Annotated in this window: 25 protein-coding genes and 1 pseudogene; 16 read left to right on the top strand and 10 right to left on the bottom strand. The window is 69.1% G+C overall.

Annotated elements, in window-relative coordinates; all coding sequences use genetic code 11:
- Positions 1 to 60: 60 nt before the first annotated feature.
- The 4 genes from AD72_RS07240 to AD72_RS07225 all read left to right on the top strand — a co-directional run bounded on the left by AD72_RS07240 (position 61) and on the right by AD72_RS07225 (position 2463).
- A complete protein-coding gene (locus AD72_RS07240; RefSeq protein WP_031465630.1) occupies positions 61 to 999 on the top strand; it encodes a DUF5926 family protein in 939 nt (312 codons plus the stop codon).
- Between the two features lie 4 nt (positions 1000 to 1003).
- Positions 1004 to 1357: a DUF952 domain-containing protein gene (locus AD72_RS07235; RefSeq protein WP_031465629.1), complete on the top strand. Its 354-nt coding sequence runs from the start codon at positions 1004 to 1006 to the stop codon at positions 1355 to 1357.
- A 132-nt stretch (positions 1358 to 1489) separates the two neighbouring features.
- Positions 1490 to 2005: a SigE family RNA polymerase sigma factor gene (locus tag AD72_RS07230; RefSeq protein ID WP_031465628.1), complete on the top strand. Its 516-nt coding sequence runs from the start codon at positions 1490 to 1492 to the stop codon at positions 2003 to 2005.
- Positions 2005 to 2463, top strand: a complete 459-nt coding sequence (locus tag AD72_RS07225; RefSeq protein WP_051898144.1) for a hypothetical protein — start codon at positions 2005 to 2007, stop codon at positions 2461 to 2463. Before AD72_RS07230 ends, AD72_RS07225 begins: the two co-directional genes overlap by 1 nt.
- Before the next feature lie 220 nt (positions 2464 to 2683).
- On the opposite strand, the gene AD72_RS07220 is transcribed toward AD72_RS07225, so the two are convergent.
- Complete coding sequence (locus AD72_RS07220; protein ID WP_031465626.1) at positions 2684 to 3241, bottom strand: ferritin; 558 nt, start codon at positions 3239 to 3241, stop codon at positions 2684 to 2686.
- Positions 3242 to 3463: 222 nt separating this feature from the next.
- Between AD72_RS07220 and AD72_RS07215 the strand changes: the two genes are divergently transcribed.
- The 4 genes and pseudogenes from AD72_RS07215 to AD72_RS07200 all read left to right on the top strand — a co-directional run bounded on the left by AD72_RS07215 (position 3464) and on the right by AD72_RS07200 (position 6437).
- Positions 3464 to 4102 (top strand): HD domain-containing protein, encoded by a 639-nt coding sequence (locus AD72_RS07215; RefSeq protein ID WP_231644751.1) that lies wholly within the window; start codon positions 3464 to 3466, stop codon positions 4100 to 4102.
- Positions 4099 to 4347 carry a hypothetical protein gene (locus AD72_RS07210; protein WP_031465624.1) on the top strand — a complete coding sequence of 83 codons (249 nt, stop codon included), beginning with the start codon at positions 4099 to 4101 and terminating at the stop codon, positions 4345 to 4347. Before AD72_RS07215 ends, AD72_RS07210 begins: the two co-directional genes overlap by 4 nt.
- 39 nt (positions 4348 to 4386) lie before the next feature.
- Positions 4387 to 4759, top strand: a pseudogene (locus AD72_RS35235) (hypothetical protein).
- A 22-nt stretch (positions 4760 to 4781) separates the two neighbouring features.
- On the top strand, positions 4782 to 6437 hold the full coding sequence (locus tag AD72_RS07200) for an acetolactate synthase large subunit (protein ID WP_037345086.1): 1656 nt from the start codon (positions 4782 to 4784) through the stop codon (positions 6435 to 6437).
- Here the strand turns inward: AD72_RS07200 and AD72_RS07195 are convergent.
- Complete coding sequence (locus AD72_RS07195) at positions 6400 to 7128, bottom strand: DUF2306 domain-containing protein (RefSeq protein ID WP_031465622.1); 729 nt, start codon at positions 7126 to 7128, stop codon at positions 6400 to 6402. The genes AD72_RS07200 and AD72_RS07195 overlap by 38 nt on opposite strands.
- Positions 7129 to 7448: 320 nt before the next feature.
- Between AD72_RS07195 and pabB the strand changes: the two genes are divergently transcribed.
- Positions 7449 to 9500, top strand: coding sequence for an aminodeoxychorismate synthase component I (gene pabB / locus AD72_RS07190; protein ID WP_031465621.1), 2052 nt, complete (start codon positions 7449 to 7451; stop codon positions 9498 to 9500).
- On the opposite strand, the gene AD72_RS07185 is transcribed toward pabB, so the two are convergent.
- The 3 genes from AD72_RS07185 to AD72_RS07175 are packed head-to-tail and all read right to left on the bottom strand — an operon-like array spanning position 9485 to position 11975.
- A complete protein-coding gene (locus AD72_RS07185) occupies positions 9485 to 9922 on the bottom strand; it encodes an SRPBCC family protein (RefSeq protein ID WP_031465620.1) in 438 nt (145 codons plus the stop codon). The two genes, pabB and AD72_RS07185, sit on opposite strands and share 16 nt — an antisense overlap.
- A complete protein-coding gene (locus tag AD72_RS07180) occupies positions 9922 to 10764 on the bottom strand; it encodes a phosphoenolpyruvate hydrolase family protein (protein WP_031465619.1) in 843 nt (280 codons plus the stop codon). Before AD72_RS07180 ends, AD72_RS07185 begins: the two co-directional genes overlap by 1 nt.
- A gap of 2 nt (positions 10765 to 10766) precedes the next feature.
- A complete protein-coding gene (locus AD72_RS07175) occupies positions 10767 to 11975 on the bottom strand; it encodes a Tm-1-like ATP-binding domain-containing protein (protein ID WP_031465618.1) in 1209 nt (402 codons plus the stop codon).
- A gap of 59 nt (positions 11976 to 12034) precedes the next feature.
- Here AD72_RS07175 and AD72_RS07170 point away from each other — a divergent pair, with 59 nt between their 5' ends.
- Positions 12035 to 12880, top strand: coding sequence for an isocitrate lyase/PEP mutase family protein (locus AD72_RS07170; RefSeq protein ID WP_156365076.1), 846 nt, complete (start codon positions 12035 to 12037; stop codon positions 12878 to 12880).
- Here the strand turns inward: AD72_RS07170 and AD72_RS07165 are convergent.
- Positions 12865 to 13584: a TetR/AcrR family transcriptional regulator C-terminal domain-containing protein gene (locus tag AD72_RS07165; RefSeq protein WP_031465616.1), complete on the bottom strand. Its 720-nt coding sequence runs from the start codon at positions 13582 to 13584 to the stop codon at positions 12865 to 12867. The genes AD72_RS07170 and AD72_RS07165 overlap by 16 nt on opposite strands.
- 35 nt (positions 13585 to 13619) lie before the next feature.
- On the opposite strand from AD72_RS07165, the gene AD72_RS07160 reads away from it, so the two are divergent.
- Positions 13620 to 15080 (top strand): FAD-dependent oxidoreductase, encoded by a 1461-nt coding sequence (locus tag AD72_RS07160; RefSeq protein WP_031465615.1) that lies wholly within the window; start codon positions 13620 to 13622, stop codon positions 15078 to 15080.
- A gap of 24 nt (positions 15081 to 15104) precedes the next feature.
- Entirely contained in the window at positions 15105 to 16634 is a 1530-nt protein-coding gene (locus AD72_RS07155) for a CocE/NonD family hydrolase (RefSeq protein WP_031465614.1), read from the top strand.
- On the opposite strand, the gene AD72_RS07150 is transcribed toward AD72_RS07155, so the two are convergent.
- Positions 16624 to 18876 carry an ATP-binding cassette domain-containing protein gene (locus tag AD72_RS07150; RefSeq protein ID WP_031465613.1) on the bottom strand — a complete coding sequence of 751 codons (2253 nt, stop codon included), beginning with the start codon at positions 18874 to 18876 and terminating at the stop codon, positions 16624 to 16626. The genes AD72_RS07155 and AD72_RS07150 overlap by 11 nt on opposite strands.
- Before the next feature lie 125 nt (positions 18877 to 19001).
- Between AD72_RS07150 and AD72_RS07145 the strand changes: the two genes are divergently transcribed.
- Both AD72_RS07145 and AD72_RS07140 read left to right on the top strand, forming a co-directional pair.
- Entirely contained in the window at positions 19002 to 20261 is a 1260-nt protein-coding gene (locus AD72_RS07145) for an MFS transporter (RefSeq protein ID WP_031465612.1), read from the top strand.
- A 68-nt stretch (positions 20262 to 20329) separates the two neighbouring features.
- Positions 20330 to 21580 carry a lipase family protein gene (locus AD72_RS07140; protein ID WP_156365075.1) on the top strand — a complete coding sequence of 417 codons (1251 nt, stop codon included), beginning with the start codon at positions 20330 to 20332 and terminating at the stop codon, positions 21578 to 21580.
- 1 nt (position 21581) lies between these two features.
- Here the strand turns inward: AD72_RS07140 and AD72_RS07135 are convergent, their stop codons facing one another.
- The gene (locus tag AD72_RS07135; protein ID WP_037345084.1) at positions 21582 to 22706 is read right to left on the bottom strand and encodes a TDT family transporter; all 1125 of its coding nucleotides are present in this window, start codon (positions 22704 to 22706) and stop codon (positions 21582 to 21584) included.
- Between the two features lie 70 nt (positions 22707 to 22776).
- Between AD72_RS07135 and AD72_RS07130 the strand changes: the two genes are divergently transcribed.
- Together AD72_RS07130 and AD72_RS07125 are read left to right on the top strand one after the other, a co-directional pair.
- Complete coding sequence (locus AD72_RS07130) at positions 22777 to 23691, top strand: LysR family transcriptional regulator (RefSeq protein WP_031465609.1); 915 nt, start codon at positions 22777 to 22779, stop codon at positions 23689 to 23691.
- 71 nt (positions 23692 to 23762) lie between these two features.
- Complete coding sequence (locus AD72_RS07125) at positions 23763 to 24704, top strand: TIGR03564 family F420-dependent LLM class oxidoreductase (RefSeq protein WP_231644750.1); 942 nt, start codon at positions 23763 to 23765, stop codon at positions 24702 to 24704.
- On the opposite strand, the gene AD72_RS07120 is transcribed toward AD72_RS07125, so the two are convergent.
- Positions 24701 to 25060: a hypothetical protein gene (locus AD72_RS07120; protein WP_031465607.1), complete on the bottom strand. Its 360-nt coding sequence runs from the start codon at positions 25058 to 25060 to the stop codon at positions 24701 to 24703. The genes AD72_RS07125 and AD72_RS07120 overlap by 4 nt on opposite strands.
- The gene (locus AD72_RS07115; RefSeq protein ID WP_031465606.1) at positions 25057 to 26052 is read right to left on the bottom strand and encodes an NAD(P)H-dependent flavin oxidoreductase; all 996 of its coding nucleotides are present in this window, start codon (positions 26050 to 26052) and stop codon (positions 25057 to 25059) included. Before AD72_RS07115 ends, AD72_RS07120 begins: the two co-directional genes overlap by 4 nt.
- Positions 26053 to 26145 lie beyond the last annotated feature (93 nt).

The raw sequence follows: 26145 nt of genomic DNA, 5'->3' as shown, positions 1-26145 counted from the left end.
GGGCAGCGGCGACTACCCTCGAGAGCCAATCCTCGTCGAGCCTGTGAGATGGAGCCTGCCGTGGCCAAACGAACCGCCGCGCCGACCAAGACCACCGACGGCCCAGCCAAGCGCCAGCCCTGCCCGTGTGGTTCGGGCAAGCGCTACAAGGCCTGCCACGGCGCCCAGGGCGGCGCGCCGGTCGATGTGCACGTGCCGCGCCCGTTCGAAGGGCTCACCGGTGAGCCGGAACTGGTGGCACTGCGCGAATTCGTGCCCTCGGCGACCCTGGAACTCCCCGAGATCGGCGGGCGCAAGGTGGTGCTCGGCACGGTGCTCCCCGCCGCGGCGGCCGCGTTCGTGCGCAACGACGATGTCGCGCTCGTCGGCATGCAGACCCAGACCCGTTCCGGAGACCTCTCGCGCGATCTGGCCAAGGCGATCGACTGGGTGAGCAAGGCCAAGCCGGGTGACTCGCTGGCCACGGTCGGGCAGGCGACCGAGGCGGACACCACGCGGCTGCAGGACCTGATCCCGGCCGATTTCCCGGTGCGCCCGCAGGTGCACGAGGACTTCGCGTGGTGGCTGCCCGAGGACACGGACCCGCAGGGCGAGCTCGCGGCCTCCATCGAGCGCGCGAACGAGGCGATCATGCCGACCGAACGGATCGGCGAGCTCACCGGCGCGTACTGGGTCGCCGCCGGCGAGAAGGCGCACCTGCGCTGGGTGCGCAACGAGGGCGAGGACGAACTGCTCGCCGCGATGGCCCGGCTGCACGCGCGCGGAGAACTCACCCTTGGCGAGGATTCCCGGTTCGCGGGATCGTTCCGTGCGCACGGCCTGCTGGTGCCGGTCTGGGACCTGGATCCCGAGCCGCACTCCCGGGAATGGGAGCAACCGGCCACGGAACTGGGCGCCCGGCTGACCGAGGCGCTCGCGGACATCGAGTCCAACCCGCTCACCCCCGCCGAGCGGCGGGCGCTGCAGGGCTTGCGCGGCAGGCAGATCACCTTACGGTGAACCAATGATCGTGCATATCTGCGGCGCCGGGGAATGGGCGGAGGCCAAGCGTGCCGGGGCGGTGCGCGCGGCCTCGCTCGAGGAGGTCGGGTTCACGCACTGTTCCGATCCGGGGACCGTGCATCTGCCGGCCAACCTGCTCTACCGGGGACGCACCGACCTGGTGTTGCTGGAGATCGATCCGGCCGCGCTCGGCGCACCGGTGCGCTGGGAACCCGCCGATCCGCCGATTCCCGGCGGGCCGTGGTTTCCGCACGTCTACGGGCCGATCGAGGCCGCGGCCGTGGTGGCGGTGCACGAGTTCCCGCCCGGCTCCGATGGGGAGTTCAGCCCGCCGCCGACCTTGGCCCGCCGGTAAGGGCAACCTCGTGTGGCCGGAGTGCGTGTCTGTGTCATACGGTGGTCGACCGGCCACTGAGGCAGGAGTCGGACGGTGGTCGCAGCAATCCCCGTCGTGCGCGTCGCGGACGCGAGGCTGGGGTGGTGCACGGTGAGCGACCGGCTCGCGCTCGGCGAACACACCGAGGACTTCGGCGAGTTCGTCCGGGTCAACCTGCCCGGGCTGTTGCGCTATGGGCACGCCCTCGCGGGGAACCCGCACGATGCGGCCGACCTGGTACAGACCGTGCTGGAGAAGGTCGGCTCGCGGTGGGCGCACGTGATGCACAAGACCGGGGATCCGCTGGCCTATGTGCGCCGTTCCATGGCGAATGCGCACATCAGCCACTGGCGGCGGACCCGCAAAGAGAACCTGGTCGCCGAGATCCCGGACCAGACCCGGGTGGAACCGGTCGATTCCTTCGACAACGAACCGTTGTGGCAGGCATTACGCGCCCTGCCGCCGAGGCAACGCGCGGTCATCGTTTTGCGTTATTACGAGGAATTGTCCGAAGCGGAGATCGCGGAATCACTCGGTGTGAGCCGGGGAACCGTGAAGAGCCAGGCGAGCAAGGCGATGGACACCCTGCGCACCCGGCTTGACCAGGCGGCGGGAGGTGACCGGTAGTGGAGATCGACGACGAGCTGCGCAGGCTCTTCACCGACGAGCGGCTCACCCTTCCGGTCAGCGAGGGCGCCGAGCAGGCGATCGTCGCCGGTGCCGCGCGCAGGCGGAAACGGCGCGGGGTCGCCGGGGCGGCCGCGGGCGGAGCCGCGCTGGTCGGCGTCGTGTTCGCGGGGATCGCGCTCGCCGGCTCCGGCGCACCGCACCAGATTCCGCCCGCCGCTCCGATGAGCGTCACGCCCAGCAGCAGCTCGAGTTCCCCGGCGCCGAGCACCACCCACCGGCCCGCCGCGCCGCACCGGCTGCCCAAGAACACCCGGCCCGAGCTGACCAGGACGGTGCAGCCGCCGCCGCGCACCACGCAGCCCTCCACTCCGCCGACCTCGCCCGAGGAGACGACGTGGACCGCCAATCCGATTCCCACGCCGTTGCCCCTCGGCACGCTTCCGGAAGGCGGTTAGGCGACCGGCAGACCGGACGACAGTCCTCCGCGGCTTCGAACACGGTGCGGTCGAATACGGACTACGCCGGGCCGGCTGGTCAGGGGCACCATGAGGCGCGTCCCGGACATGCATCGGCGGCGGGCCCCTCGCGGGGACCCGCCGCCGATCGGTGTTCGCGAGCAGTCGTTCGGGACTCGCTCGTCGGAACCAGCTTATTCGGGGCTGGTTGCTTCGGGACCTAGACGGCCCCACCCGCGGCGCGGGGAGCCGAGGGGTCGGAGCCTTCGTCGCCGACGGCTTCGCGGGCGAGGAAGTTCTCCACGTCGAACAGGTTTCCGTTCGCGCGCTTGATCACGTTCAGCAGGGTGTCCATCGAGGCGACTTCCTCGACCTGCTCGGCGAGGAACCACTGCAGGAACTGCTCGCCCTGGTAGTCGTCCTCCGCGCGGGCTGCGCGCACGAGGGCGTTGATTTCCGCGGTGACTTCCTTTTCCTGCTCGAGTGCGAGGGCGACGAGTTCGTCCGCGGTGGAGAATTCGTTGCGCACCTCGTCGATGCCCTGGATGGTCGGCTTGTCGCCCTTGTCGAGCAGGTACTGGACGATCATCATCGCGTGGTTGCGCTCTTCGAGAGCCTGCCGGTAGAAGTGCTTCGCCAGCTGCGGGAGGTCCTTGTCGTCGAACCACACCGCGACGGCGATGTACTGCTGCGAGGCGGTCATCTCATTGCGCACCTGAGCGTCGAGCAGCTGGTGGAACTTCGAAACATGCGTCACTGATTGGGCCGGTGCTGTCATAGTTCAAACGGTACGCCAGGGCATTGAATTTGTCGTGCCGAAATCGCCCATTAATCACTCGATTGTGTCACGAAAGGAAAGGCTTGAATTAATTCGTTTTGGCTGACCTTATTTTGCCAAGGCTTACCGAATTAAGGATAGCCTAACTTTATTGGCCCGCCCTTGGTTAGCTTATCCTGACCGTATCTCCGAACCGGTTATTCGCGCAATACTATGGATCCCGTGCAGACACGGTTGATGGATCAGAACCCGCTTCCCGAGGCGATCAGCGGACGGCTTCGCGATCAGCTCACCTTCATCATCGAGATCGACAAACTCAAGACGGTGCTGCGGCAGTCCCCGCTCGCGGCGGCGCGGCGGCGGGAGAACGACGCCGAGCATTCCTGGCATCTCGGCCTGATGGTGGTGCTGCTCGCCGAGTACGCGAACGAGCCGATCGATATCGGGCACACCGTGCAATTGGTGATCGTGCACGACCTCATCGAGATCTACGCCGGGGACACCCCGTTGCACATGGCCGACGATGGGCAGGAGGAGCGGGAGCGCGCCGCCGCGGACGAGCTGTTCGCGATCCTGCCCGCGGATCAGGGCGCCGCGATCCGCGCGCTGTGGGACGAGTTCGAGGCGCGGGAGACCCCGGAAGCGCGATTCGCCAAGGCGATGGACCGGTTCCAGCCGATCCTGCTCAACTGGATGGCCAAGGGCGGCACCTGGGAAGCGCACGGGGCGAGTGTGGACAAGGTGCTGCGGCGCACCGCCGCGATCGAGGACGGTGCCGCCGTGCTCGGGCAGGCGCGGGAACAGATCTGCGCGGAGAGCGTGCGTCACGGCTGGCTGGCTCCCGAGCCCGCGGACTCGTGAGCCGGGAGGACTCCGGACCGGGCGGAGCGCGGCACGGGCTCGCCGTGGCGGGCCTCGTACTCGGCGTGCTCGGGGCCGGGTGCGCGTGCCTGCCGTTCCTCGGTGTCGGCGTGCTGCCGCTGATGCTTGCCGCTCCGGTGCTTTCCGCGCTCGGACTCGCCCTCTCGTTCGCGGGGCGGGCGCGCGGGTTGTGGATCGCCGGTCTCGGGTTCTCCGCGCTGGGGCTGGTGGTCAGCCTCGCTTAGGGTGCGGGTTCCGCGACGGACCGGCCGGTGCGCATTACCCTGCACCACACGACCTCCGGCGAAGTACAGCCCGATCCTGCCGGTGGGCGGCTCGGCTTCTGGTCATTCGTGGAGCTGGCGAATCGGCGGCTCGGTGCGGAGTTCGGTCCCGAGCACCGGCAGCTCGTGACCGGGGTGCTGTTGCCCCTGAACCGGGCGTCCAACATCGTGACCTATGACCTGGAGGCCAAGCAGGCCGCGGCGGCCGTCTCGAACCTGGCCAAGCCACGGGTTGCCGAGGGGCTGCTGGACCGTGCCCAGGGGGAGCACGGTGCTGTTCTCGATCACCGAGGTGGAGCAGCGCATCCTGGTGATGTTGCTGAACAAGCTGATCACCAACCGGGGCCAGTTCGACGTGCGCGGCCGCAATTGATCATCGGGTCTACTGTGGAGGTATGCGCAACGAATCCTCGAGTGCCGCCGAGCTGATCGTCCGCTGCCTCGAACGGGAGGGGGTCGAGGTCGTCTTCGGTATTCCCGGTGAGGAGAACATCCGGTTGACGAACGCGCTCGATCGCTCGGCCATCCGTTATGTGCTCACCAGGCACGAGCAGGCGGCCTCGTTCATGGCGGAGATGTACGGCAGGGTCACCGGGCGTGCAGGTGTGGTCTCGGCCACTTTGGGGCCGGGCGCGATCAATCTGCAGCTCGGGGTCGCCGACGCGATGACGAACAGCACTCCGCTCGTGGCGATTTCCGCGCAGGTCGGCAAGGACCGCAACTACAAGGAATCGCACCAGTTCGTGGATCTGGTCAGCATGTTTGCGCCGATCACCAAGTGGTCGGGAAGCGTGCCGGGCGCGGACGCGATCCCGGAGGTGTTCCGCCGCGCGTTCAAGACCGCGGAGACCGAACGCCCCGGTGCGGTATACGTTGCGGTTCCCGAGGATGTGGATGCAGGGCCCGCAGGGGAAGAGCTGAAACCCTTGCCGCGCAACGTGGTGCACGCCGAGGCGCCCGCACCGAACCAGATCGAGCGGGCCGTCGCGGTGCTGCGCGAGGCCAAGAACCCGATCGTGCTCGCCGGGCACGGTGCCGCCCGTAACGGGGCGAGCGCCGAGCTGACGAAGTTCGCCGAAACGCTCGGCCTTCCCGTCGCGACGACCTTTCACGGCAAAGGGGTCATCGCCGACGACCATCCGAACGCCATCGGCACCATCGGGTTCATGCGCCGGGACTACGCCAACTTCGGTTTCGAATCCGCGGACGTGATCATCGCGGTCGGGTACGAACTGCAGGAGTTCGACCCCAAGCGCATCAACCCGGACGGGGACAAGTCCATCATTCACGTGCACCGGTTCCCGGCCGAGGTGGACGCGCACTACTCCGTCGACGTGGGGATCATCGCGGACATCGGTGCCTCTCTCGATGCCCTGGGCTCCGCGCTCGCCGATGGGGCACGCCCGCCCGCGCCGAGCACCACGGCGACCATGCTGCGTGAGGAGCTGGCGCGCGGCGAGCAGGACGACCGGTTTCCCCTTGCACCGCAACGGGTTGTGGCGGACACCCGTGCCGCGCTCGGGCGCGAGGATGTCGTGCTCGTGGACACCGGGGCGCTGAAGATGTGGATGGCGCGGCTCTATCCGACCTACGCGCCGAACACCTGCCTGATCTCCAATGGGCTCTCCACCATGGGATTCGCGCTGCCCGGTGCGCTCGCCGTGCACCTGGCCCAGCCGGAGCGCAAGGTCCTCGCCGCGGTCGGCGACGGATCGTTTCTCATGCATTCCCAGGAGATCGAGACCGCGGTCCGGGAGGACATTCCGCTCACCGTGCTCGTCTGGGAGGACAACGGGTACGGGCTCATCGAGTGGAAGATGGACATGGAGACCGGTGAGCACAGCAATGTCGCGTTCACCAATCCGGATATCGTCACCTATGCGGCGAGTTTCGGCGCCACCGGACATCGCATCGGTAGCGCCGAAGAACTCCTGCCGACCCTGCGGTCCGCGCTCGACGAGCCGGGGGTCTCGATCATCGCCTGCCCGGTGGACTACCGGGAGAACCTGCGGCTCATCGAGCGGCTCGGGCACCTCGACGCGACCTTGTGAGCTTGCGCTGGTCGCGTTCCAGCCACAGTTCCGCGGAGATGATCGAGAACAGTACGGTCAGCACCATCGTGGCCGCCGGGATCGCCTGACCGAGCGCGAACTCGTCACCGTGGAAGGTGGTGTTCAGCTGCGGGGTGAGCACCATCCCGACCACGATGCCGATGACCCGGTTGACGATGATCGACATCGTCATCGCGAAGCTGCGGATCATCCACCGCCGGTGCTGCACGAAGTTCCGGCGCCGGGCGTAGACGAACCCGGCCGTCGTCGTGCCGAGCCACAGCACCGCCTGGGTCACATCGCCGATCGCGGTGATCGGGCCGAACGGGGTCATCGCGCCGACGATCAGGGCCAGCACCCCGGCCGGGAGCGCCGCGGCCACATAGGTGCGGCCCGACCAGCGGTGCACCTTCGGGTAGGCGACGCGCAGCCGCGGCCACACCTGCAGACAGCAGGTCACCATCGCGACCGTGCCGAACAGCACGTGACCGACCAGGAACGGGTAATGCAGCGGGAAAGTCGAGGGCACCCGGGACTGCGCCGGGTCGAAGCTCAGATAGCGCGGCACGAACAGCAGCACGAACGCCGTGACGGCCAGCCCGAGCGGGCCCACCCAGGGCCTGCGCCACCAGCGCTGCTGCCCGGCCGGACTCGGTTGGGTCGGGGTCGTACGCTCCGCGGTAACAGTCATGTCGTCGACCGTATTTTTCCGGTGCGCCGTCAACCATGCGGTGCGCTGGTGAAAGCCCGGTATGGCCAGCCCTACCCCCGGGCCGGTTCGACGGGGCCGGTTGTGGCGGGCTGGTTGTATGCGCGGTTGTCCACAGCCCTCGTGGTTGTCCACAGATTTTCGTGAACGGTCCAGCGAGCCCTGGATGCCGATATACTGGATGCGGGGTCGCCCCCCGGTGAGGGTGGGGGATGCGCGGGGGTGGTTCGAGCTTCGGGTAGTGGGGTAGAGCTCATCGCGGCCGGTAGAGGTGGCCGCCGGAAACCGGTACCTTCATTGTGGTGCGCACGCTGCTGATCGACAATTATGATTCCTTCACCTATAACCTATTTCACTATCTCGCCTCGGTCAGCGAGCAGGAGCCGGTCGTCGTCAAGAATGATGAACCGGGATGGCGTGCGTCGTTGCTCGCGGAATTCGACAATGTGGTGCTCTCCCCCGGCCCCGGCACGCCGGAGCGCGAGGCGGACTTCGGCATCTGCGCGCCGGTCATTCGGCAGTTCACCGGGCCGCTGCTGGGTATCTGCCTCGGGCATCAGGGCATCGCGGCACTGCACGGCGGCCGCGTCGCTCCCGCAGCCGAACCACGGCACGGCCGCTGCTCGACCGTGTTCCACGACGGAAGCGAGCTGTTCACGGACATCCCCTCGGCGTTCACCGTGGTCCGTTATCACTCGCTGGTCGTGGACCGGCTTCCCGCGGAACTCGAACCCACCGCGTGGACGGCGGACGGCACCCTGATGGCGCTACGGCATCGCGAACGCCCGCAATGGGGAGTGCAATTCCACCCGGAATCGTTGTGCACGGAATACGGCGAACGGCTTCTCGGGAATTTCCTGCGACAGTCGGAATCACGAAAAACCGGAACGCGAACCGTGCTCGACATGCGGCAGGAAAAACCGGAACGTGAATTCGAACTGCTCGTGGAAACAATGCGCGAAACCTGCGCTGAGGAATCCGCGTTCGAGCGGTTGTTCGCCGACAGTACGCACGCATTCTGGCTGGACAGCAGCAAAGCCGATACCGAACTCGGCCGGTTCTCGATCATGGGCGACGCGAGCGGTCCACTCGCGCGCGTCGCGAGCGCGGACGTGGCCAGCGCGACCGTGACCGTCCACTCCGCACACGGCACGGAGGTGACCTCCGGGCATTTCCTGGACTGGCTGGACCGCGACCTGCGCGGGATCCGGGTAAACCGCCCGGAACTTCCCTTCGACTTCGCGCTCGGCTGGATCGGCTACCTCGGCTACGAACTGAAAGCGCAGTGCGGCGGCCAGGCCCGGCACCGCGCACCGGACCCGGACGCACACCTGGTGTTCGCCGACCGGGCGGTGGTGTTCGACAACGAGACCGGGACGACCTACCTGCTCGCGCTCGCCGAGCCCGGAAAACCCGGCGGCGCACGGCACTGGCTCGCCGAGACCCGGGCGGAACTGGCGAACACCGGGCCCGGAAAGGCCGCCCGGGCCGCGCGCGTCGGAGAACTACGGCTGCGCCACGACCGGACCGAATACCTCGGGAAGATCGCCGAATGCCAGCGGCTGATCGGAAAGGGCGAAACCTACGAGGTCTGCCTGACCAACATGCTCGAAGCGGACGGCGAGATCGATCCGCTCACCGCCTACCGGGAACTGCGCACCGCCAATCCGGCCCCGTTCGCGGCGCTGCTCGCTTTCGGCGGGCTGACGGTACTGAGCACTTCCCCGGAACGGTTCCTCAAGGTGGGCGCGGACGGTGCGCTCGAAGCCCGGCCGATCAAGGGGACCCGCCCGCGCGGGAGCTCACCGGAACAGGACGCCCAGCTGCGCGCGGACCTCGCGGACAACGAGAAAGATCGCGCGGAGAACCTGATGATCGTCGACCTGGTGCGCAATGATCTCGGCCGCTGCACGGAAATCGGCTCAGTGGACGCGAGCGAGAGTTTCCGGGTGGAAAGCTATGCGACGGTGCACCAGCTGGTGAGTACCGTCCGCGCCCGACTGCGCCCCGGCTGTTCGGCGGTCGACTGCGTGCGCGCCGCGTTCCCCGGCGGCTCGATGACCGGGGCGCCCAAGGTGCGCACCATGCGGATCATCGACGAACTCGAAGACGGACCGCGCGGGGTCTATTCCGGGGCGATCGGCTATTTCTCGCTTTCCGGGGCGGCGGATTTCAGCATCGCGATCCGCACCCTCGTGCACGCACGGGGCCGGATCCGCTACGGGGTCGGCGGGGCGATCGTCGCGCTCTCCGAACCGGAAGCGGAGTTCGAGGAGACCGCGGTCAAGGCCGCACCGCTGCTCGGGCTGCTCGGTGCGGCCTTTCCCGGGCGGGAGAATCAACCCGCCAAGTGATCGGTGAGACCGGTGATCCCGGTCGCGTAGATGGCGCGGGTGAACGTCTTGTCCAGCTGCGCCTCGTCCGCGGCCTCGGCGTCGTAATGGCACCACCACTCGACGAACGCCTCACCCGTCGCGGTGACCGGGGCTACCCGCACCGTGGACCGGTAACTGCGCACCGCGAACGGGCTGTCCAGGATGTCGTAGATCATCCGCCGATCAGCGTCGTCGAGGCTGACCAGCCGTTCGCGCACGGTTCCGCCGTCCGGGAGGGTGAGCAGGCGGACCGCACCCACGGTCGCCGCGCTCGCCCCCGATTCGAGTTCACTGCTCGCGATTCCCGGGTGCCAGGCGGGCATTCCGTTGAAGTCCCGCACGATCTCCCACACGGTGTCCGCGTTCGCCGGGACGATTCCGCTCGCATACGGCCGAGGCATCAGTTGTCCTTCCCTCGCGCGCTCTTCTTGAACGCCCGTGTCTGTTCGGTGAGCGCCCGTTCGACAGGCAGCCGCTCCATGCTGCTCGCTCCGTAGAAGCCGTGGCAATACTCCGTCCGCGCCAACACGTACTCGGCATCGGCCGGTTCGGCGATCGGCCCGCCGTGGCACAGCACCAGCACGTCCTCGCGAATCGAACGGGCGGCCGCGGCCCACTCGTCGATCAGGGCGACGCAGTCATCGAGGGTCTTCGCGGTCTCGGCGCCGATCGAACCACCCGTGGTCAGGCCCATGTGGCAGACGAGGATGTCGGCCCCGGCCTCGGTCATCGCGCGGGCATCCTCGGCGGAGAACACGTACGGCGTGGTGAGCAGATCCTGCCGGTTGGCCTCGGCGATCATCGCGACCTCGTGCGCGTAGCCCATACCAGTCTCCTCCAGGTTCGCCCGGAAGGTGCCGTCGATGAGCCCGACCGTCGGGAAGTTCTGTACCCCGGAGAATCCGAGCCTGCCGAGTTCGGTGAGGAAATTCGCGGTGTTCAGGAACGGATCGGTGCCGTTGACGCCCGCGAGCACCGGGGTCTGCCGCACGACGGGGAGCACCTCGGCTGCCATCTCGACGACGATCTCGTTGGCGTTGCCGTACGCGAGCAGGCCGGCGAGCGATCCGCGCCCGGCCATGCGGTAGCGGCCGGAGTTGTAGATGACGATCAGGTCGATCCCGCCCGCCTCCTCGCATTTCGCGGAGAGCCCGGTTCCCGCTCCGCCGCCGAGGATCGGTTCCCCGGCCGCGGCCATGGCGCGGAATTTCGCGAGCAGTTCGGCGCGATCGGTGCGCGGCATGATCAGATCACCTCATCGAATAGTGCGAGCAGTTCCGTGGCGAATTCGGGGTCGTTGATGTGGTGCGGGGAGCGGACCACCCGGCGATCGGCGGTCTGCCGTACGGCGCGCTCGAGGGTGTCGAACAGTGCCGCATCGGCCTCGGGATCGTGGAAGGGCTGGCCTGGCGCGTCCAGCGCGGAGACCCCGCCGGTCGGGAGCAGGAAACGGACCGGGCCGGAGCAGGCGTTGAGCTTGCCCGCGATGAACTCGGCGATCCGGGTGCACTCCTCGACATCGGTGCGCATCAGGGTGATCTGCGGATTGTGTGGATACAGTGTGCGCTCTGTATACATTGTGGGCACGGTATCCATAGCGCCGAAGTTGACCATGTCGAGCGCGCCGCAGGAGCCGACATAGGGCACCCCGGTCCGCGCGATCGCGTCCATCCGGGTGCCGCCCGCGCTGAGCACGCCGCCCGCGATGTGGTCGCACACCTCGGTGGTGCTGATGTCCAGCACCCCGCCGATGAGCCGGTCGTCGACGAGTTTCTCCATGGCCATGCCGCCGGTCCCGGTCGCGTGGAACACCAGCGGATCGAAGCGGTCGGCCAGCGCCGCGCTCACCGCCTGGACACAGGGAGTGGTCACGCCGAACATGGTCAGCCCGATCGCGGTGCGGTCATCGTGCACCGGGACCGGGTGCAGGCAGGCCCCGGCGAGGGCGTGTGCCGCGTTGCCGAGCACCTGGCGGGAGATCCGGTTCAGCCCGGCCACATCGGTGACCGAGTGCAGCATCGCGATATCGCTTCCCGCCACATAGGCGGAGACATCCCCGGAGGCGACCGTGGAGACCATGATCTTGGGGACGCCGACGGCGAGCGCGCGCATGGCAGGGGTGATCAGCGCGGTGCCGCCCGATCCGCCGAGCCCGAGCACCCCGCCGACCGGCTGGGCGGGCAGCCAGGCGGCGAGCGCCACCGCCATCTCGGCGACCGCGCTGCCGCGATCCCCGGTGAACACGGCATCCGGGCCGCCGGGGTGCGCCGCGGCCACCGTGCCGGGCTCGATGTGTGCACTGGATTCCGTGGATGCGTTGTATACCGTGGATGCCGTGGTGGTGGAGATGTCCACGGTGCAGACCGGTACCCCGGCCGCACGGACCAGGCCGGCGACGTAGTCGAGCTCGGTTCCCTTCGTGTCGAACGTCCCGATGATGTACGCCGTTGTCATATCGCCTCCCTGGGAACGTTTCGGCCGCGGCCGAATCTACTCGTTGTCATACTGCGCCGGTGGATGGGAAAGCGGAGCGGTTCGCCAGGATGCACGAGGAGCGCGCGGCGTTCGTGCTCGCCAACGCGTGGGACGCGGGTAGCGCGATCATGTTGCACGCGGCGGGGTTCACCGCGCTCGGCACCACGAGCGGTGGGCTCGCGCTGCATCGCGGGCACCGGGATGCAGCGAACCTCATCGGGCGCGCGGCCACCCTGGACAACCTGCGCGAGATCGTGGCCGCGGTGCCCATCCCGGTCTCCGCGGATCTGGAGAACGGTTTCGGTGACCGGCCCGAAGAGGTGGCCGAGACCGTGGCGCTCGCCGCGCGGGCCGGGGCGGCCGGTGGCTCGATCGAGGACGCCACCGGGCGCGCCGAGGATCCGCTGTATCCCTTCGGTCTCGCCGTCGAGCGGGTCGCGGCAGCCGCGGAAACCGCCCGGGCGCACGGATTCGTGCTCACCGCGCGTGCAGAGAATTTTCTGCAGAGAAAATTCGGCATCGAGGAGACCATCGAACGCCTGCTCGCCTACCAGGAAGCGGGTGCGCACGTCGTCTATGCGCCCGGCCTGCCGGACACCGAGTCGATCGCGCGGGTGTGCGCGGCGGTCCGGGTCCCGGTGAACGTGCTCGCCGCGGGAGCCGCGGCGCGCTGCACGGTCGCCGAGCTCGGCGCGCTCGGGGCGAGCCGGATCAGTCTCGGCTCGGCCCTTTCCCGCGCGGCCATGACGAGCGCACTTCGTCTGGCCCGCGGAATCCTGGATGCGGGCGAACTGGCATCCGAGGCGCTCCCGATCGAAGACCTGCTCGGCGGTGGAACCGCGGAAACCGGCGGAACCCCGGAAATCGGTCAACCGCCCGCGTAATCCCGTTCGAGGCCGTCGAGCAGCCACTCCAGGGTGCGCGCGAAGTCCTGTGGCGGAGGCGCGAGCCTGCCCGGGTCGTTCGCCCACGCGATGAAATGCGGATGCGCGCCTTCTTCGGTGATCCGGTCGAGGTAGGGGCGGGCGAGATCGGCGAGCTGTTCCTCGCTCTGCACCCCGATCCGGGCACGCATCGCCCGCTCTTCGAGCGCGGCGAGCCCGGTGCTGTACACCTGCCCGAACACGATGCTGATGCAGCCCATCCTGGTCGCCGCGTCGAGCCCGAGCTCGTCCAGCTCGGCGAGGCAGCCGTCGTAGACCGCGAGCGCGTTGGGGCCAAGCGGCGGGCGGCTGAACGCGAGCCGGGCCCACCACGGATGCCGCTCCAGCGCCGCGCTCGCGGAATGCCCGAGCCCGCGCAGGCAGGCCCGCCAGCCCTGGCCGCGCGGTATCTCGAGCTGCCCGAACACCTCGTCGTTCATCAGGTCGGCGAGCCCGTCCTTGCTACGCACATAGCGGTAGAGGGCCATCGGGCTGCGGGTGCCGATCCGGGTGGCGATGGCACGCATGGTGACCTCGCCACGCGGATCCTCGTCGGCGATCGCCATCGCGGCCGCCACGATCCGCTCGCGGGAGAGCTGCTCGCCCGCACGGTCGGCGGGCTCGGTGAGCCAGATCAGCTCGCCGTCCCCTCGTGGTGTCGTCATTGACGGCATCGTAGCTGGCGTGTACAACGTACATTGTGAATGTACAACGTACACAACCCGATGTGCTGGTGGTCGGCGGCGGACTGGTCGGACTCACCGCGGCGCTGGTACTGCGCCATCACGGGCTCGCCGTCACCCTGCTCGAACGGCGCACCGGTTCCTCCCCGCAGCCGAAGGCGCGCCGGGTGAACATGCGCACCATGGAGATCTTCCGCGAACTCGGGCTCGCGGAACTGGTGCGCGCGGCGGCGCGGGAGCTGGCGGGGCACGACCGGATGGCCGCGGGCCGCACCCTTGCCGAGGCCGGGCTGCTTCCGTTGTGGCGCCCGGTGGACGAATCGGGAACCGTGATCGAGCCGAGTCCCGAGCTGCCCTGCCTGATCGCGCAGGACCTGCTCGAACCGGTGCTGCGCGAGGCGGCGGTCCGGGGCGGGGCGCGGGTGCGGTTCGGCACCGAGGTCACCGAGGTCGCGCAGGATGCCGAAACGGTGACAGCCACGACTCATTCCGGCGAACAGGTGCGGGCGCGCTATCTGATCGCCGCCGATGGTGCGCGCAGTCCGATACGCGAGGCGCTCGGCATCACACGCTCCGGGCGGGGCGCGCTCGGCGAGCCGAACGTGAACGTGTACTTCACCGCGGATCTGCGGGAACTGGTGCGGGACAAGCCATTCAACCTGTGCCAGATCGAGCACCCGCAAGCCCGGGGCGGGCTCTGCTCGGTTGACGGGCGGCATCGCTGGGTGTTCATGGCCGAGGGCGGGGACACCGGACGCGACTGGCCGAGGGTGCTGGAAACCGCCGTCGGCGCACCGCTTCCCGATCTCGAGGTGCACAGTGTCCTTACCTGGCAGGCGGAAATGCGCGTGGCCGACCGGTACCGCGCGGGGCGGATCCTGCTCGCCGGGGACGCGGCACACGTGATGCCACCGTTCGCGGCGAGCGGGGCGAACACCGGGATCGCCGATGTGCACGATCTCGGCTGGAAACTCGCCGCTGCCCTGCGCGGCGACACCGGCCCGCTCGACGGTTACCACGCCGAACGGCACGCGGCGGGCTGGTTCACCGCCGAGCAGTCCAGTATCCGCACCGTGAACCTGCGCGACGGGGTGCCGGGCGGCGACGGGCTCGCGCATCCCTATGTACTCGCCTGCGGCGGATTCCAGTACCCGCTCCCCGGGATCACCGAAACCGAACCGATCACCGAATTCGCGCCTGCCGGGCGGGTCGGGACCCGGATTCCGCATCGCTGGCTCGCCGAGGGGCGCTCCACCCTGGACCTCGCCGGGCCGGACTGGGCACTCGTGGTCGCGGGGTCACCGATTCCCTGGCAGGACTGCGGTTTTCCGGTGCATCAGGTGGACGTCGATTTCCTCGAACCCGGTACGGCGGTGCTGCTGCGCCCGGACCAGGTCATCGCCTGGCGAGGTACCGATCCGCGGCAGCTCACCGAACTTGCGGTCGCCGACGGTGTTTGTTTCACTACTGCGCAATGATGCCCCCGCGATGAGGAGGCCACTATGCGCCGGTGGCGGGCAGTCGCGCTCGGAATCTCGTTCGCCTTACTCGGTTCCACGGCGGCCGCCGCGCCGAGAGTGCCGAGCACCCCTGGAGTGGACACCAGCTACACCCACATCACCGGGGCGGACGGGGTGCGGCTCGGCGCGTTCGTGGTCACCCCGGAAAGCCCCGGCCCGCATCCGCTGATCGTCATGCCGGGCAGCTGGAGCGCGCCGAGTGCGGAGTATCTGCTCGGTGCGCAGCGGCTCGCACGGTCCGGCGGATACACGGTGATCAGTTATGCGGCACGCGGATTCGGTGACTCCGGAGGGCGGATCGAGGTCGCCGGGCCCGAGGACGTGGTGGATGCGAGCTCGGTCATCGACTGGGCGCAGGAGCATCGCCGGATCGGCAGCATCGGGATGGCCGGGATCTCCTATGGTGCGGGAATCAGCCTGCTCACCGCGGCCGCGGACAGGCGGGTGCGCGCGGTCGGTGCGCTGAGTGGCTGGGCGGATCTCGGGAAATCCTTGTATGCCAACAAAACCGTGCACGTGCATGCCGCGGAGTCGCTGCTGGCGCTCGGCCGGCTGACCGGGCGGCCCGGAACCGCGCTGAAGTTCATCGAGGACAACTACCGCAAGGGCGATCTGAACACGGCGCTCGAACTCGCTCCGGAACGTTCGGCCTCGACCAAGGTGGACCAGCTGGACAAGGCCGGACCGGCTATCCTGCTCGCGAACTCCTTCCAGGACGGGATTTTCCCGCCCGGGCAGTACGTGGACTTCTTCGACCGGCTGCACACCCCGAAGCGGCTGATGTTGCAACCGGGCGAGCACGGAACCGGTGAAGCCACCGGCGCGCTCGGCCTGCCGAACGAGGTCTGGTCGAACCTGACCCGCTGGTTCGGCCACTACCTGCGCGGGGCAGGCAACGGGATCGACACCGAGAGTCCCGTGCAACTCAAACCGGCCAAGCAGGACACCTACCGCGGTTATGCCTCCTGGGCGGCGGCGCAGGGTGCCCAGCACCGGCAATATCTGAGCGCCCAAGGGATCGGCGCGCGGCCGCGATCCTGGAGCGAGCGCATCGAGGCGGGGGTGCCGACCCCGGCGGACAGCGGCCCCCCGTCCGGCTACCTCGGGACACCGGTCACCACGCCGATCCCCGCGGTGTCCCGGAAAAACGCGGGAGTGTGGTCGGCTGCACCGGTCGCCACCGACACCCCGGTCACCGGAACACCGCGCCTCGCGGTCACCGCGACCCCGAGTGCCAGGGACACGACGCTGTTCGCCTACCTCTACGACACCGACGCGCACGGCAACGGGCAGCTGATCACGCACGAACCCGTCACCATTCGCGGTGCCGAACCCGGTGTGCCGCAACGGATCGAGCTCGCACTCGAGCCGACTTCCTGGACCGTTCCCGCCGGGCATCACCTCAGCCTGGTCGTGGACACCATGGACGGCCGGTACGCGAGCGCGGCCACCAAGGGCAGTACGGTCACGTTCGGTTCGAGCCCGCAGCACCCGGCCACGCTCACCTACTGAGCAGATAGCGGCCGGTCAGCGAGTCCGGGCAGTCGGCGACCGCGCGCGGGGTGCCCGTCGCCACGACCGTTCCGCCCCGCGAACCCGCGCCCGGACCGAGATCGATGATCCAGTCGGCGCGCGCGATCACATCCAGGTTGTGCTCGATGACGATGACACTGGAACCCGCATCGAGCAGCCGGGTGAACAGCGCGAGCAGGCGCGCGATATCGGCGCGGTGCAAACCGGTCGTCGGCTCGTCGAACACGTACCGCCGCGGTTCCCCGTCGAGTTCGTCGGCGATCGCCAGCCGCTGCCCTTCGCCCCCGGAAAAGGTGCTCAACGGCTGGCCGATCGGCAGATAGTCCAGCCCGACGTCGAGCAGCCGCCCGGCGATCGCGCACACCTTGGGATCCGGGAACTGTTCGATGATCTCGGCGGCCGTCAGCTCGTGCAACTCGCCGATGTTCTTGCCGTGCACCCGATAGCCGAGCACCTCCGCGGCGAATCGGCGGCCACCGCACTGTTCGCAGGTGTTCGTGACCGGGTCGAGGAAAGCCAGATCGGTGTAGACCACACCGAGACCGGAACAGTTCGCGCAGGCGCCCTTGGAGTTCGCCGAGAACAGGGCGGCGGGAACCCCGTGTTCGGCGGCGAAGATCGTGCGGATCCGATCCAGCATTCCCGTGTAGCTGGCCATGTTCGAGCGCCGGGAACGGTGCACGCCCAACTGGCCGGCGAAGTTCGCCCCGGGCAGGTACTCGCGCAGCAGCGTCGATTTCCCGGAACCGGCCACCCCGGTGACCGCGGTGAGCACGCCGAGCGGGATGTCCACATCGATCCCGCGCAGATTGTGTTTGTCCGCCCCGCGAATGGCCACCCAGCCGTCCGGTTTCCGTGGTGAATCGTTGATCTCCGGGACGCGCTCCAGATGTTTCCCGGTCGGTCCTGGGGAAGCGGCGAGCCCGGAAACCGGTCCCTGGTACACCACCTGGCCGCCCGCGGATCCGTGCCCCGGCCCGATGTCCACCACATGATCGGCGATCCGGATGATGGCCGGGTCGTGCTCCACGACGATCACGGTGTTCCCCTTGTCCCGCAGTGAACACAGCAGCTCGCCGGCCGCTTGGATATCGTGCGGATGCAGCCCGATGCTGGGTTCGTCGAAGATACAAGTCATATCGGTGAGGCTGCTGCCGAGCTGGCGCACCATCTTCACCCGCTGCGATTCGCCGCCGGACAGTGTCCCGGTCGCCCGGTCCATGCTCAGATAGCCCAGCCCGATGCCGACGAGCCGGTCCACCTGCTCGATGGCCTCCGCGAGGATCGGGGCGGCGACCGGGGATTCGATCCCGCGCAGGAACCGGGCGAGTTCGACCGCCTCGAGCCGGTAGCACTCGGCGAGGTTCATCCCGGCGATCGTGCTGGACAACGCGGCCGGGGAAAGCCGGGCGCCCCGGCACTGTTCGCACACCCCGAGGCGCACGACGGATTCGAAGGCGGCCCTGGTCTTCCCGGAAAGCGATTCGGGATCCTTGGGCAACCAGATGCGTTCGAAGCGCTGCAGCAGGCCCTCGTACTTGGTCGGCACCGGACCGCCCTGGCTGGGCAAGCGCACGGTGGCGTCCGCGCCGTACACGAAAGCCGCCCACTCCTGCTCGGTGTAGCGCTCCAGCGGCTTGTCGTTGTCGAACAGCCCGGAATCGGCGAAGGTGCGCCACATCCACCCGCCAACCCCGAAGGTCGGGAACACGATCGCGCCCTCGTTCAGTGAACGTGTCCGGTCCACGAGCCGGTCCAGGTCCACGGTGCGCACCTCGCCGAGCCCGGAACAGCGCGGGCACATGCCTTCCGGATCGTTGAAGGAGAACAGGTTCGAGGCGCCGAGGTACGGCTCCCCCGCACGGGACCACAACAGCCGCAGCAGCGCGGCGATATCGGTGATCGTGCCGACCGTGGAGCGCGCGTTCCCGGTGATCCGCTTCTGGTCGACCACGATCGCCGTGGACAGATTCGTCAGCCGGTCCACGTCCGGGCGGCCGTATTTCGGCAGCCGGTTGCGCACGAAGGTGCTGAAGGTCTCGCCCAGCTGGCGCTGCGATTCGGCGGCGATCGTGTCGAAGACGAGCGAGGACTTGCCCGAACCGGAAACCCCGGTGACCACGGTGAGTTGCCGTTTCGGGATGTCGACCGAGATATCGCGCAGGTTGTGCACCCGGGCCCCGCGCACCCGCAGGTACTCTGTCGTTGCGACCGCTGTCATGCCGGGCACGCTATGCGGTCAACCGGTCAGTTTCCGGCCGCAATGGCGCGGAAAATCGTACGCCACACCGTGATCCCCTTCGGTTAATCTGCTCGGTGCTCGTTCACCGTCGAACGGAGTTGGGGATGACGACCAGGATCGCGCAGGACGCGGGCGTGACACGGCAACAGTGGAAGTGGTCGGTACTCGCCGGGATGGCCTCCTATCTGGACGCGGGTTCCATCGTGGCACTCAGCGCGGGACTGACGCTGTATCAGGCGGAGCTGGGGCTTTCCTCGACCGCGGTCGGCGCGCTGGCCGCGATCGGGCCGAACGCGATCGGCGCGGCCATCGGCTCCGTGATCGGCGGCCGGCTCGGGGATCGCCTGGGGCGCAAGCGGATCTACAAATACGACCTGCTCGTCTACGCGGCGGGGATCGCCTGCATCGCGCTCGCGGTGAACCCGGCGATGCTGTTCGCGGGCACCTTCGTGGTGGGGCTCGCGGTCGGGGCCGATGTGCCGACCTCGCTGGCCCTTGTCGGAGAGTTCTCCCCAGCGCGGGCGCGGGCACGGCTCATCGGGCTGACCCAGATCGCCTGGTACAGCGGGCCGATCGTGGTGCTCGCGCTGTCCTATGCGCTCTCCGGGCTCGGGCTGCTCGGGGTGCGGATCGTGTTCGGCCAGCTGTTCGTGGCCGCGCTGATCACCTGGGCGCTGCGGCGCGGTATGTCGGAATCCGCGCGCTGGCAGGAAGCCTCGCGCGGCGGGATCGCCCGGATGTGGGCACTGTTTCACGGCAAGACCCTGCGCGCGCTGTCCTGGACGAGCGTGATCTACCTGTTCTGGGGGCTGGCCGCGGGCACCTATGGGATCTTCACCCCGTACATGGTGTCCTCGCTCGGCGCGGGCAGTCAGGCGACCGGGGTGGCCCTGTCCGGGGCCGGATTCCTGATCGGGCTGATCGCGATCGGCGCGCTGTTCATGCCGTTCGCCGACCGGGGCCACGCGATCCGCCGCCGGTTGTGGCTGATCGGCAGCGTGCTGCAGGTGGCCGCGTTCGTGCTGGTGCTCGTGCTGCCGTTCACGATCCCGGTGATCATCGCGAATATCCTGCTGTTCTATGTGGGCAGCGCGCTCGCCGGGGAAGCCTTCTACAAGGTGTTCAGCCAGGAACTGTTCCGCACCGAACTCCGCGGCACCGCGCAGGGGTTCACCTTCGGCATCGCCCGGCTGCTGCTCGGGGTGTGGAGCCTGTTCGTCCCGGTACTCGGCTCCGGCGGATTCACCCCGGTGGCCGCCCTGTTGCTGGTTTTCCTGGTGATCTCCGGGGTGGCGGGGTTCGCGTTCATGCCGGACACAGCGGGGAAATCACTCGAGCGGATCGCCGAGGAACGGGCGGGTTAACCCAGTGTGCATTGACGAATGCGCTCCAGCACTCTAACCTACTCGCCGGTAACCAGCTCAGTGATGAGGTGATCGGCTTGCGGAAGAAGCTGCTCGCGGCCTGTACGGCCGCGATCGCCGCGCTCGGTGTGTGTGCACTGCCCGCCGCGGCACAACAAGGCGATTTCTACACCCCGCCGGATCCGGTGCCCGCGGGCCACAATGGTGATCTCCTCCGCAGCGAGCCGATGAACACCCTGCCACCGAGCGGGGCGAAGACCACGCGGCTGATGTATCACAGCACCGATGCCGCGGGGAAGCCGATCGCGGTCACCGGAACGTATTTCGCACCCAAGGCGCCGTGGAAGGGCAAGGGCGAACGGCCGCTCGTGGACCTCGCCGTCGGCACCATCGGCCAGGGCGATCAGTGCGCCCCCTCGAAGCTGTTCGAAAAGGGCATCAGCCTGGACGGGCCGGGCGGGCCGATCGTGGAGTACGAGTGGCTGATGGTCGGCGCGATGCTCGCCAAGGGCTATGCCGTGGTGGTCACCGACTACGAAGGGCTCGGTACCCCGGGCACGCACACCTACGTGAACCGGGCCGATGAGGCGCACGCCGTGCTCGACGCGGCCCGTGCGGTGCAGCGGCTGCCGGAAAGCGGGATCGGCAAGGACAACCCGATCGGCATGTGGGGCTACTCGCAGGGCGGTGGCGCGGTGGCCGCCGCCGCGGAATCGGCGCGGGAGTACGCGCCGGAGCTGGCCATCAAGGGAACCTATGCCGGTGCCCCGCCCGCGGATCTGCGCGCGACGCTGAAGACCATCGACGGCACCATCCTCAGCGGTGCCATCGGCTATGCGCTGAACGGGTTCGAGGCGCAGTACCCGGAGATCAAGCCTTTGGTGGATAAGGAAACCAACGCCAAGGGCAAGGACATGCTCAAGCGAGTCTCCCAGGAATGCGTGGTGGCCACCGGGCTGAGCACCGGTTTCCAGAAGACCAAGGACTTCACGCGAACCGGGGAACCGCTGAGCGCGGTGCTGGACCGGTACCCGATCGCCACCAAGATCCTGGACGAGCAGAAGATCGGCAACCGCAAACCGAGCGCCCCGGTCATGCTGGCCTCCAATGTCAACGACGATCTGGTGCCCTACCCGCAGGTCGCGCAGCTCGCCAAGGACTGGAAGGCCAAGGGCGCCTCGGTGAAACTGGAGTCCGAACCACTGCCGCCGCTGTTCCCGGGCACCGCGCTCGGGCACATCGCCCCGTGGGTGATCGGGTCCCCGGTCGCGCTCGACTGGCTCGGCAAGCAGCTCACCGGATCAGGCTCGGCGCAGTAGATCAGGCAGGGCGGAGTAGCTCGCCGCGCAGGCTCCCGCGCATCGTGCGGACCGCGACAACGGCCCAGGCGAACACCAGGAACACGTACAGCACAAGGGAAGCGTCGGCGAACAGCCCGGCTCCGGTGCGGGCGGCCAGCGCACTCGATCCGGTCACGCAGGTGCCGACCGGGAACGTGAAGGCCCACCAGGTCAGCGCGAACGGCATACCGGAACGGAGGGTGCGGATCGTGACCGCGGCGGCGATCACCAGCCACAGCATGGCGAAGCCCCAGACCGGGATGCCGTAGAACCAGCCGAACACCTCGGCGGCCTTGCCATAGGGCGCGGGCAAGGCCGCCGGGGCCGCCTTACCGAGCAGGTTCGCCGCGGTGACCGACTGGCCGAGCGGGCCGAGCACGATCCACATGGTCGGCACCGCCGCTGCCGCGGTCGTCTTGTGGTGCACCAGTTTCTGCCAGATCTGCGGGATCAGGCACAGGGTGGCGAACAGGCTGATGCCGAACATCGCGTAGCAGCCGAGCGTCATCGTGGTGCGCAGCCCCGGATCCGCGATGTGCGGGATGAGCGCCGCCCCGTTCGCCGCGGAGACCATCGGCGGGACCACCGGCATCAGCCAGCCGCCGAACGCGGAATCCGGCGCGATCCGGTGCGAGGTCATCATCTTGTACGGGATCCAGGCCGCGGTGAACAGGCCGAACACGGTGCCCGCTGTCCACAGCACGTAGTCGATGGTCAGTCCCGCGGACGTGCCGAGGATGCCGCTGCCGATCGAGAGCGCGCCCGCGCCCACGGTCATCAGCGCCATCGGCGGGGCGCCCCAGAACTGCGCGGCGACCGGATTCGCCGCGTGCCCGCGCGCCCGCTCGGTGTGCCGAACCCAGTGCACGACGGTCGCGAACAGCAGCGCGAGCAGCATGACCGTGGCGAATACCCACACCACGGTCGCCGGAACGCGCAGCGCCGCGCTCCAGTGCGGAAGCGTGGCCGCCGCGTTCGCCACGATCCCGGTGCCCATGATCGAGGCGTACCAATTGGGCCCGATATTGGCGAACAGTTCGCGCGGGCGGCCGAGTTCGCGGAACAGGACCGGTTCCGGCTGCGCGTGTTCGGCGAGAGAGGTCATGATTCAAGGGTCGCCGCGCGGCGGGCACTCCGGTAGACGGTTCCGCACACGGTGTCCATAATCTCTGCTTATGACTGAGCCACTTCCGCCACGGGTGGCGGACCTGACCGGATACGACATCCTGTTGTCCCTGGCCAGGCTCGGCAGCATCGGAGCGGCGGCGCGCGCCCACGGGATCTCTCAGCCCGCGGCGAGTGCGCGGATCCGTCAGCTGGAGGCGCAGCTCGGGGTGCCGCTGGTGGAACGCACCGCGCGGGGTTCGAACCTGACCGAGCGCGGCGGGCTGGTCGTGGACTGGGCCCGGCCGGTGATCGCCGCGGCCGCCGATCTGGAGGCGGGAATCGCCGCGCTGCGCGATGAACACGACACCCATCTGCGGGTCGCGGCGAGCCTGACGGTTGCCGAGTACCTGTTGCCCGGCTGGCTGCTCCGGTTGCGCGCACGGCATCCGGACACCGCGGTCGCACTGGTCTCGGCGAACTCCTCCGGGGTGATCGAGGCGGTGCAGTCCGGTTCGGTCGAGCTCGGTTTCGTGGAAGGGCGCTCGGTGCCCTCCGGGCTGCGTTCGCGCACCGTGGCCCGCGATGAACTGGTGCTGGTCGTGGCGCCCGGTCACCCGTGGGCGCGGCGGCGCGGGGTGGAGGGTGCCCGGCTCGCCGCGACCCCGCTGGTCACCAGGGAGCGCGGATCGGGAACCCGGGAGGTGCTTGCCGGGGCACTGCGCGCGGGCGGGGCGGGCGCGCTCGCCGAACCGCTGCTCGAACTGTCCTCGACGACCGCGATCAAATCCTCGGTGGCCGCGGGGGCGGGTCCCGCGGTGCTCTCCGCGCGCACCGTCGCCGGTGAACTGCAGGCGGGCACCCTGGTGCGGGTCCCCGTCCCCGGGGTGGACCTGACCCGCCCGCTGCGCGCGATCTGGCCCGCCGGGCAGACTCCGCGCGGCCCGGCGCGCGATCTGCTCGCGATCGCCGAACGGGAGCGCTGATCCCCCTGCCGTGAGCTGATCCCCCTGCCGTGAGCTGATTCCATTGCGTGGGAAGGGGAATATCCCAAGCTGTGCCGGAACTTGTGGCCGGTATGCGGATCGGAGTGACGCTCACCAATGCCGGGGACACGGCCGCGAACGCCGTGGACGCCACCATCGAGACGGCAAGGGAGGCCGCGGACGCCGGGCTGCGCACCGCCTGGCTCGGTCAGCGATTCGACTGGGATTCGCCCGCGCTCGCCGGACTGGTCGGGCGCGCGGTCCCGGAACTGGAACTGGGGACCTCGGCGATCCCGATTTTCGGCAGGCATCCGCTGACCGTGGCCGCTTCGGCGCAGACCGCGCAGGCCGCCACGCACGGCCGCTATCACCTCGCCCTCGCGCTCGGGGCCAAGGAAATCGTCGAGGGCGCCTACGGAATCGAGTACGCCCGCCCGGTCGCCGTGCTCCGGGAATACCTCACCGCACTGCGCGCGGCCTTCGCCGGACAGGAGCACCACGGCGAACTGGTGACCGCGGCCGCGCCGTGGGCCAGCACGATGCCCGGCGGCGAATCCGTGCCGGTGCTGGTCGCCGCGATGGGTCCGCAGGCGCTCGAGGTCACCGGGGAACTCGCGGACGGAACCGTTCCGCTGCTCGCCGGTCCGCGCGCGCTCGGGGACCACATCGTCCCGCAGCTCGCGCGCGCCGCGCAGCGGGCCGGTCGCCCGGATCCGCGGGTGGTTGCCGTGGTTCCCGGCGCGCTCACCTCCGATGTGGACAGTGCGCGGGAGGTGTTCGCCGAGCACCTTTCCTGGTACGAACGGATTCCCTCGTATCGCAGGGCGATCGGGCTCTCCGGCGCCGAACGGGCCGGCGAGCTCGCGGTGCTCGGGGACGAGGCGGTGCTGCGCGAGCAGGTGCGCCGGTACTTCGATGCCGGGGCCACCGAGGTGGTGTTCTCCTCGACCGAACTGCTCGGCGAGCAGACGCGTTCCCGGACGCTGGCCGCGCTCGGCGCACTGCGCGGTTAGCGCGCCGGCCAGGCGCGGCGCATGGCGCGGAACACCGGATCGAGCACCTCGGCGGGGCGCAGGAAGACGTCGACCCGTTCGATCGCGGTCGCACCGAAGGTGAGGATTTCGCTTGCCTCGACCGTGGTTCCGCCGAGCCGCGCGTGCCAGAGCAGAGCGGACCGTGGCGCCTCGCCGAGCACCGCGTCCACGGTGAGCCGGTCGAACACCGCCGCCCGCGCGCGGTAGACGTGGGTGATCGCCTCGGCTCCCCAGGTGCTGAACGGGCTGCGGAACACGATGTCCATGCCGAGCATGGGAAGTATCCGCTCGGTGTCGTGGGCCGCCAGAGCCATGGCGTATTCGCGCGCGCTCATCGCGGTGCCCCGGCGAGGGTTTCGCGTGCCTGCCGGACGAGTGCGCTGAGGATCCGGGCCGCGGGTTCCTCGGTGTGCACGAGTCCGGCGGACTGGCCCGCGTACATGGCGAGCGCCTCGAGTTCGCCCTGTGCGCCCGCGGTCGGGATCATGTCCGCGTAGCGCAGATGTTCGCGGCCCGCGCGATCCACCGCGACCACGGTCCCCGCGCCCGGCCGCTGCTCCCCTGCGGGGCATCCGGCGCGCCGCCATTCGGTGACGGTGGAATTGCGCAGGGTCCGATGCGCCGCCGCGGGCCAGCCGCCGTCGAAACAGTGGGTGTGCACGGTGTCGGTCACCGCGGCGGTGCGGATCCGGTCCCGGTACAGCGCATGGGTGTCCGCCTCGTGCGCGGTGAGGAACCGGGTGCCGAGCCAGCCGCCCTGGGCGCCGAGCATGAGCGCCGCCGCGAGCCCGCGACCGTCCCCGATCCCGCCCGCGGCGAGCACCGGAACCGCACCGGCCACGTCCACCACCGCGGGGACCAGGGCCATGGTGCTCACCTCGCCGCGCACATGCCCGCCCGCTTCCCAGCCCTGCGCCACGAGCACGTCGACACCCGCGTCCACGGCCTGCCGCGCCTCGGTCACATCGCCGACCGTGTGCAGGTGCAGCGCCCCCGCGGCGTGCACGCGTTCGGTCAGCGGCGCCGGATCGCCCCAGAACGTGGAGATGACCGGAACCCCTTCGCCGAGGCAGACCTCCAGCACCTCCTCGACCGGGAAATCCAGCACCAGGTTCACCCCGAAGACCCCCGTGGTCAGCTGCCGCACCCGCCGGATCCGTTCCCCGGCCTCGCTGCCGTTCACCCAGGTCAGGGCCAGCATGCCGAGCCCGCCAGCCGCGCTGACCGCCGCGGCCAGTTCCGGGGAGGCCGCCGAACCGATCGGGGCCTGTACGACCGGTTCCCGGATCCCGAGCAGTGCGCAGACCGGTGTCTCCAGCTCACTCATGCGTATCACCGTGTTTCGGAAATCGAAGCAGTAGGACGCGATGCTAGCGTGTCTGAATCCGAAGCAGCAACCGAGCGGGGTGTGATCCCTTCG

Origin of the sequence: Sciscionella sediminilitoris (genome assembly GCF_000737195.2) — a bacterium.
GTDB lineage: Bacteria > Actinomycetota > Actinomycetes > Mycobacteriales > Pseudonocardiaceae > Sciscionella > Sciscionella sediminilitoris.
Note: the sequence above shows the minus strand (reverse complement) of the source record. Positions and strands in the feature narration are given on the sequence as shown.

What these genes read in the sequence shown, in the direction of transcription:
- AD72_RS07235 (WP_031465629.1), top strand. Translation starts at nt 1,004, where the DNA reads ATGATCGTGCATATCTGCGGCGCCGGGGAATGGGCGGAGGCCAAGCGT.
- AD72_RS07220 (WP_031465626.1), bottom strand. Translation starts at nt 3,241, where the DNA reads ATGACAGCACCGGCCCAATCAGTGACGCATGTTTCGAAGTTCCACCAG.
- AD72_RS07200 (WP_037345086.1), top strand. Translation starts at nt 4,782, where the DNA reads ATGCGCAACGAATCCTCGAGTGCCGCCGAGCTGATCGTCCGCTGCCTC.
- AD72_RS07195 (WP_031465622.1), bottom strand. Translation starts at nt 7,128, where the DNA reads ATGACTGTTACCGCGGAGCGTACGACCCCGACCCAACCGAGTCCGGCC.
- AD72_RS07185 (WP_031465620.1), bottom strand. Translation starts at nt 9,922, where the DNA reads ATGCCTCGGCCGTATGCGAGCGGAATCGTCCCGGCGAACGCGGACACC.
- AD72_RS07180 (WP_031465619.1), bottom strand. Translation starts at nt 10,764, where the DNA reads ATGCCGCGCACCGATCGCGCCGAACTGCTCGCGAAATTCCGCGCCATG.
- AD72_RS07175 (WP_031465618.1), bottom strand. Translation starts at nt 11,975, where the DNA reads ATGACAACGGCGTACATCATCGGGACGTTCGACACGAAGGGAACCGAG.
- AD72_RS07165 (WP_031465616.1), bottom strand. Translation starts at nt 13,584, where the DNA reads ATGACGACACCACGAGGGGACGGCGAGCTGATCTGGCTCACCGAGCCC.
- AD72_RS07155 (WP_031465614.1), top strand. Translation starts at nt 15,105, where the DNA reads ATGCGCCGGTGGCGGGCAGTCGCGCTCGGAATCTCGTTCGCCTTACTC.
- AD72_RS07150 (WP_031465613.1), bottom strand. Translation starts at nt 18,876, where the DNA reads ATGACAGCGGTCGCAACGACAGAGTACCTGCGGGTGCGCGGGGCCCGG.
- AD72_RS07145 (WP_031465612.1), top strand. Translation starts at nt 19,002, where the DNA reads ATGACGACCAGGATCGCGCAGGACGCGGGCGTGACACGGCAACAGTGG.
- AD72_RS07135 (WP_037345084.1), bottom strand. Translation starts at nt 22,706, where the DNA reads ATGACCTCTCTCGCCGAACACGCGCAGCCGGAACCGGTCCTGTTCCGC.
- AD72_RS07130 (WP_031465609.1), top strand. Translation starts at nt 22,777, where the DNA reads ATGACTGAGCCACTTCCGCCACGGGTGGCGGACCTGACCGGATACGAC.
- AD72_RS07120 (WP_031465607.1), bottom strand. Translation starts at nt 25,060, where the DNA reads ATGAGCGCGCGCGAATACGCCATGGCTCTGGCGGCCCACGACACCGAG.
- AD72_RS07115 (WP_031465606.1), bottom strand. Translation starts at nt 26,052, where the DNA reads ATGAGTGAGCTGGAGACACCGGTCTGCGCACTGCTCGGGATCCGGGAA.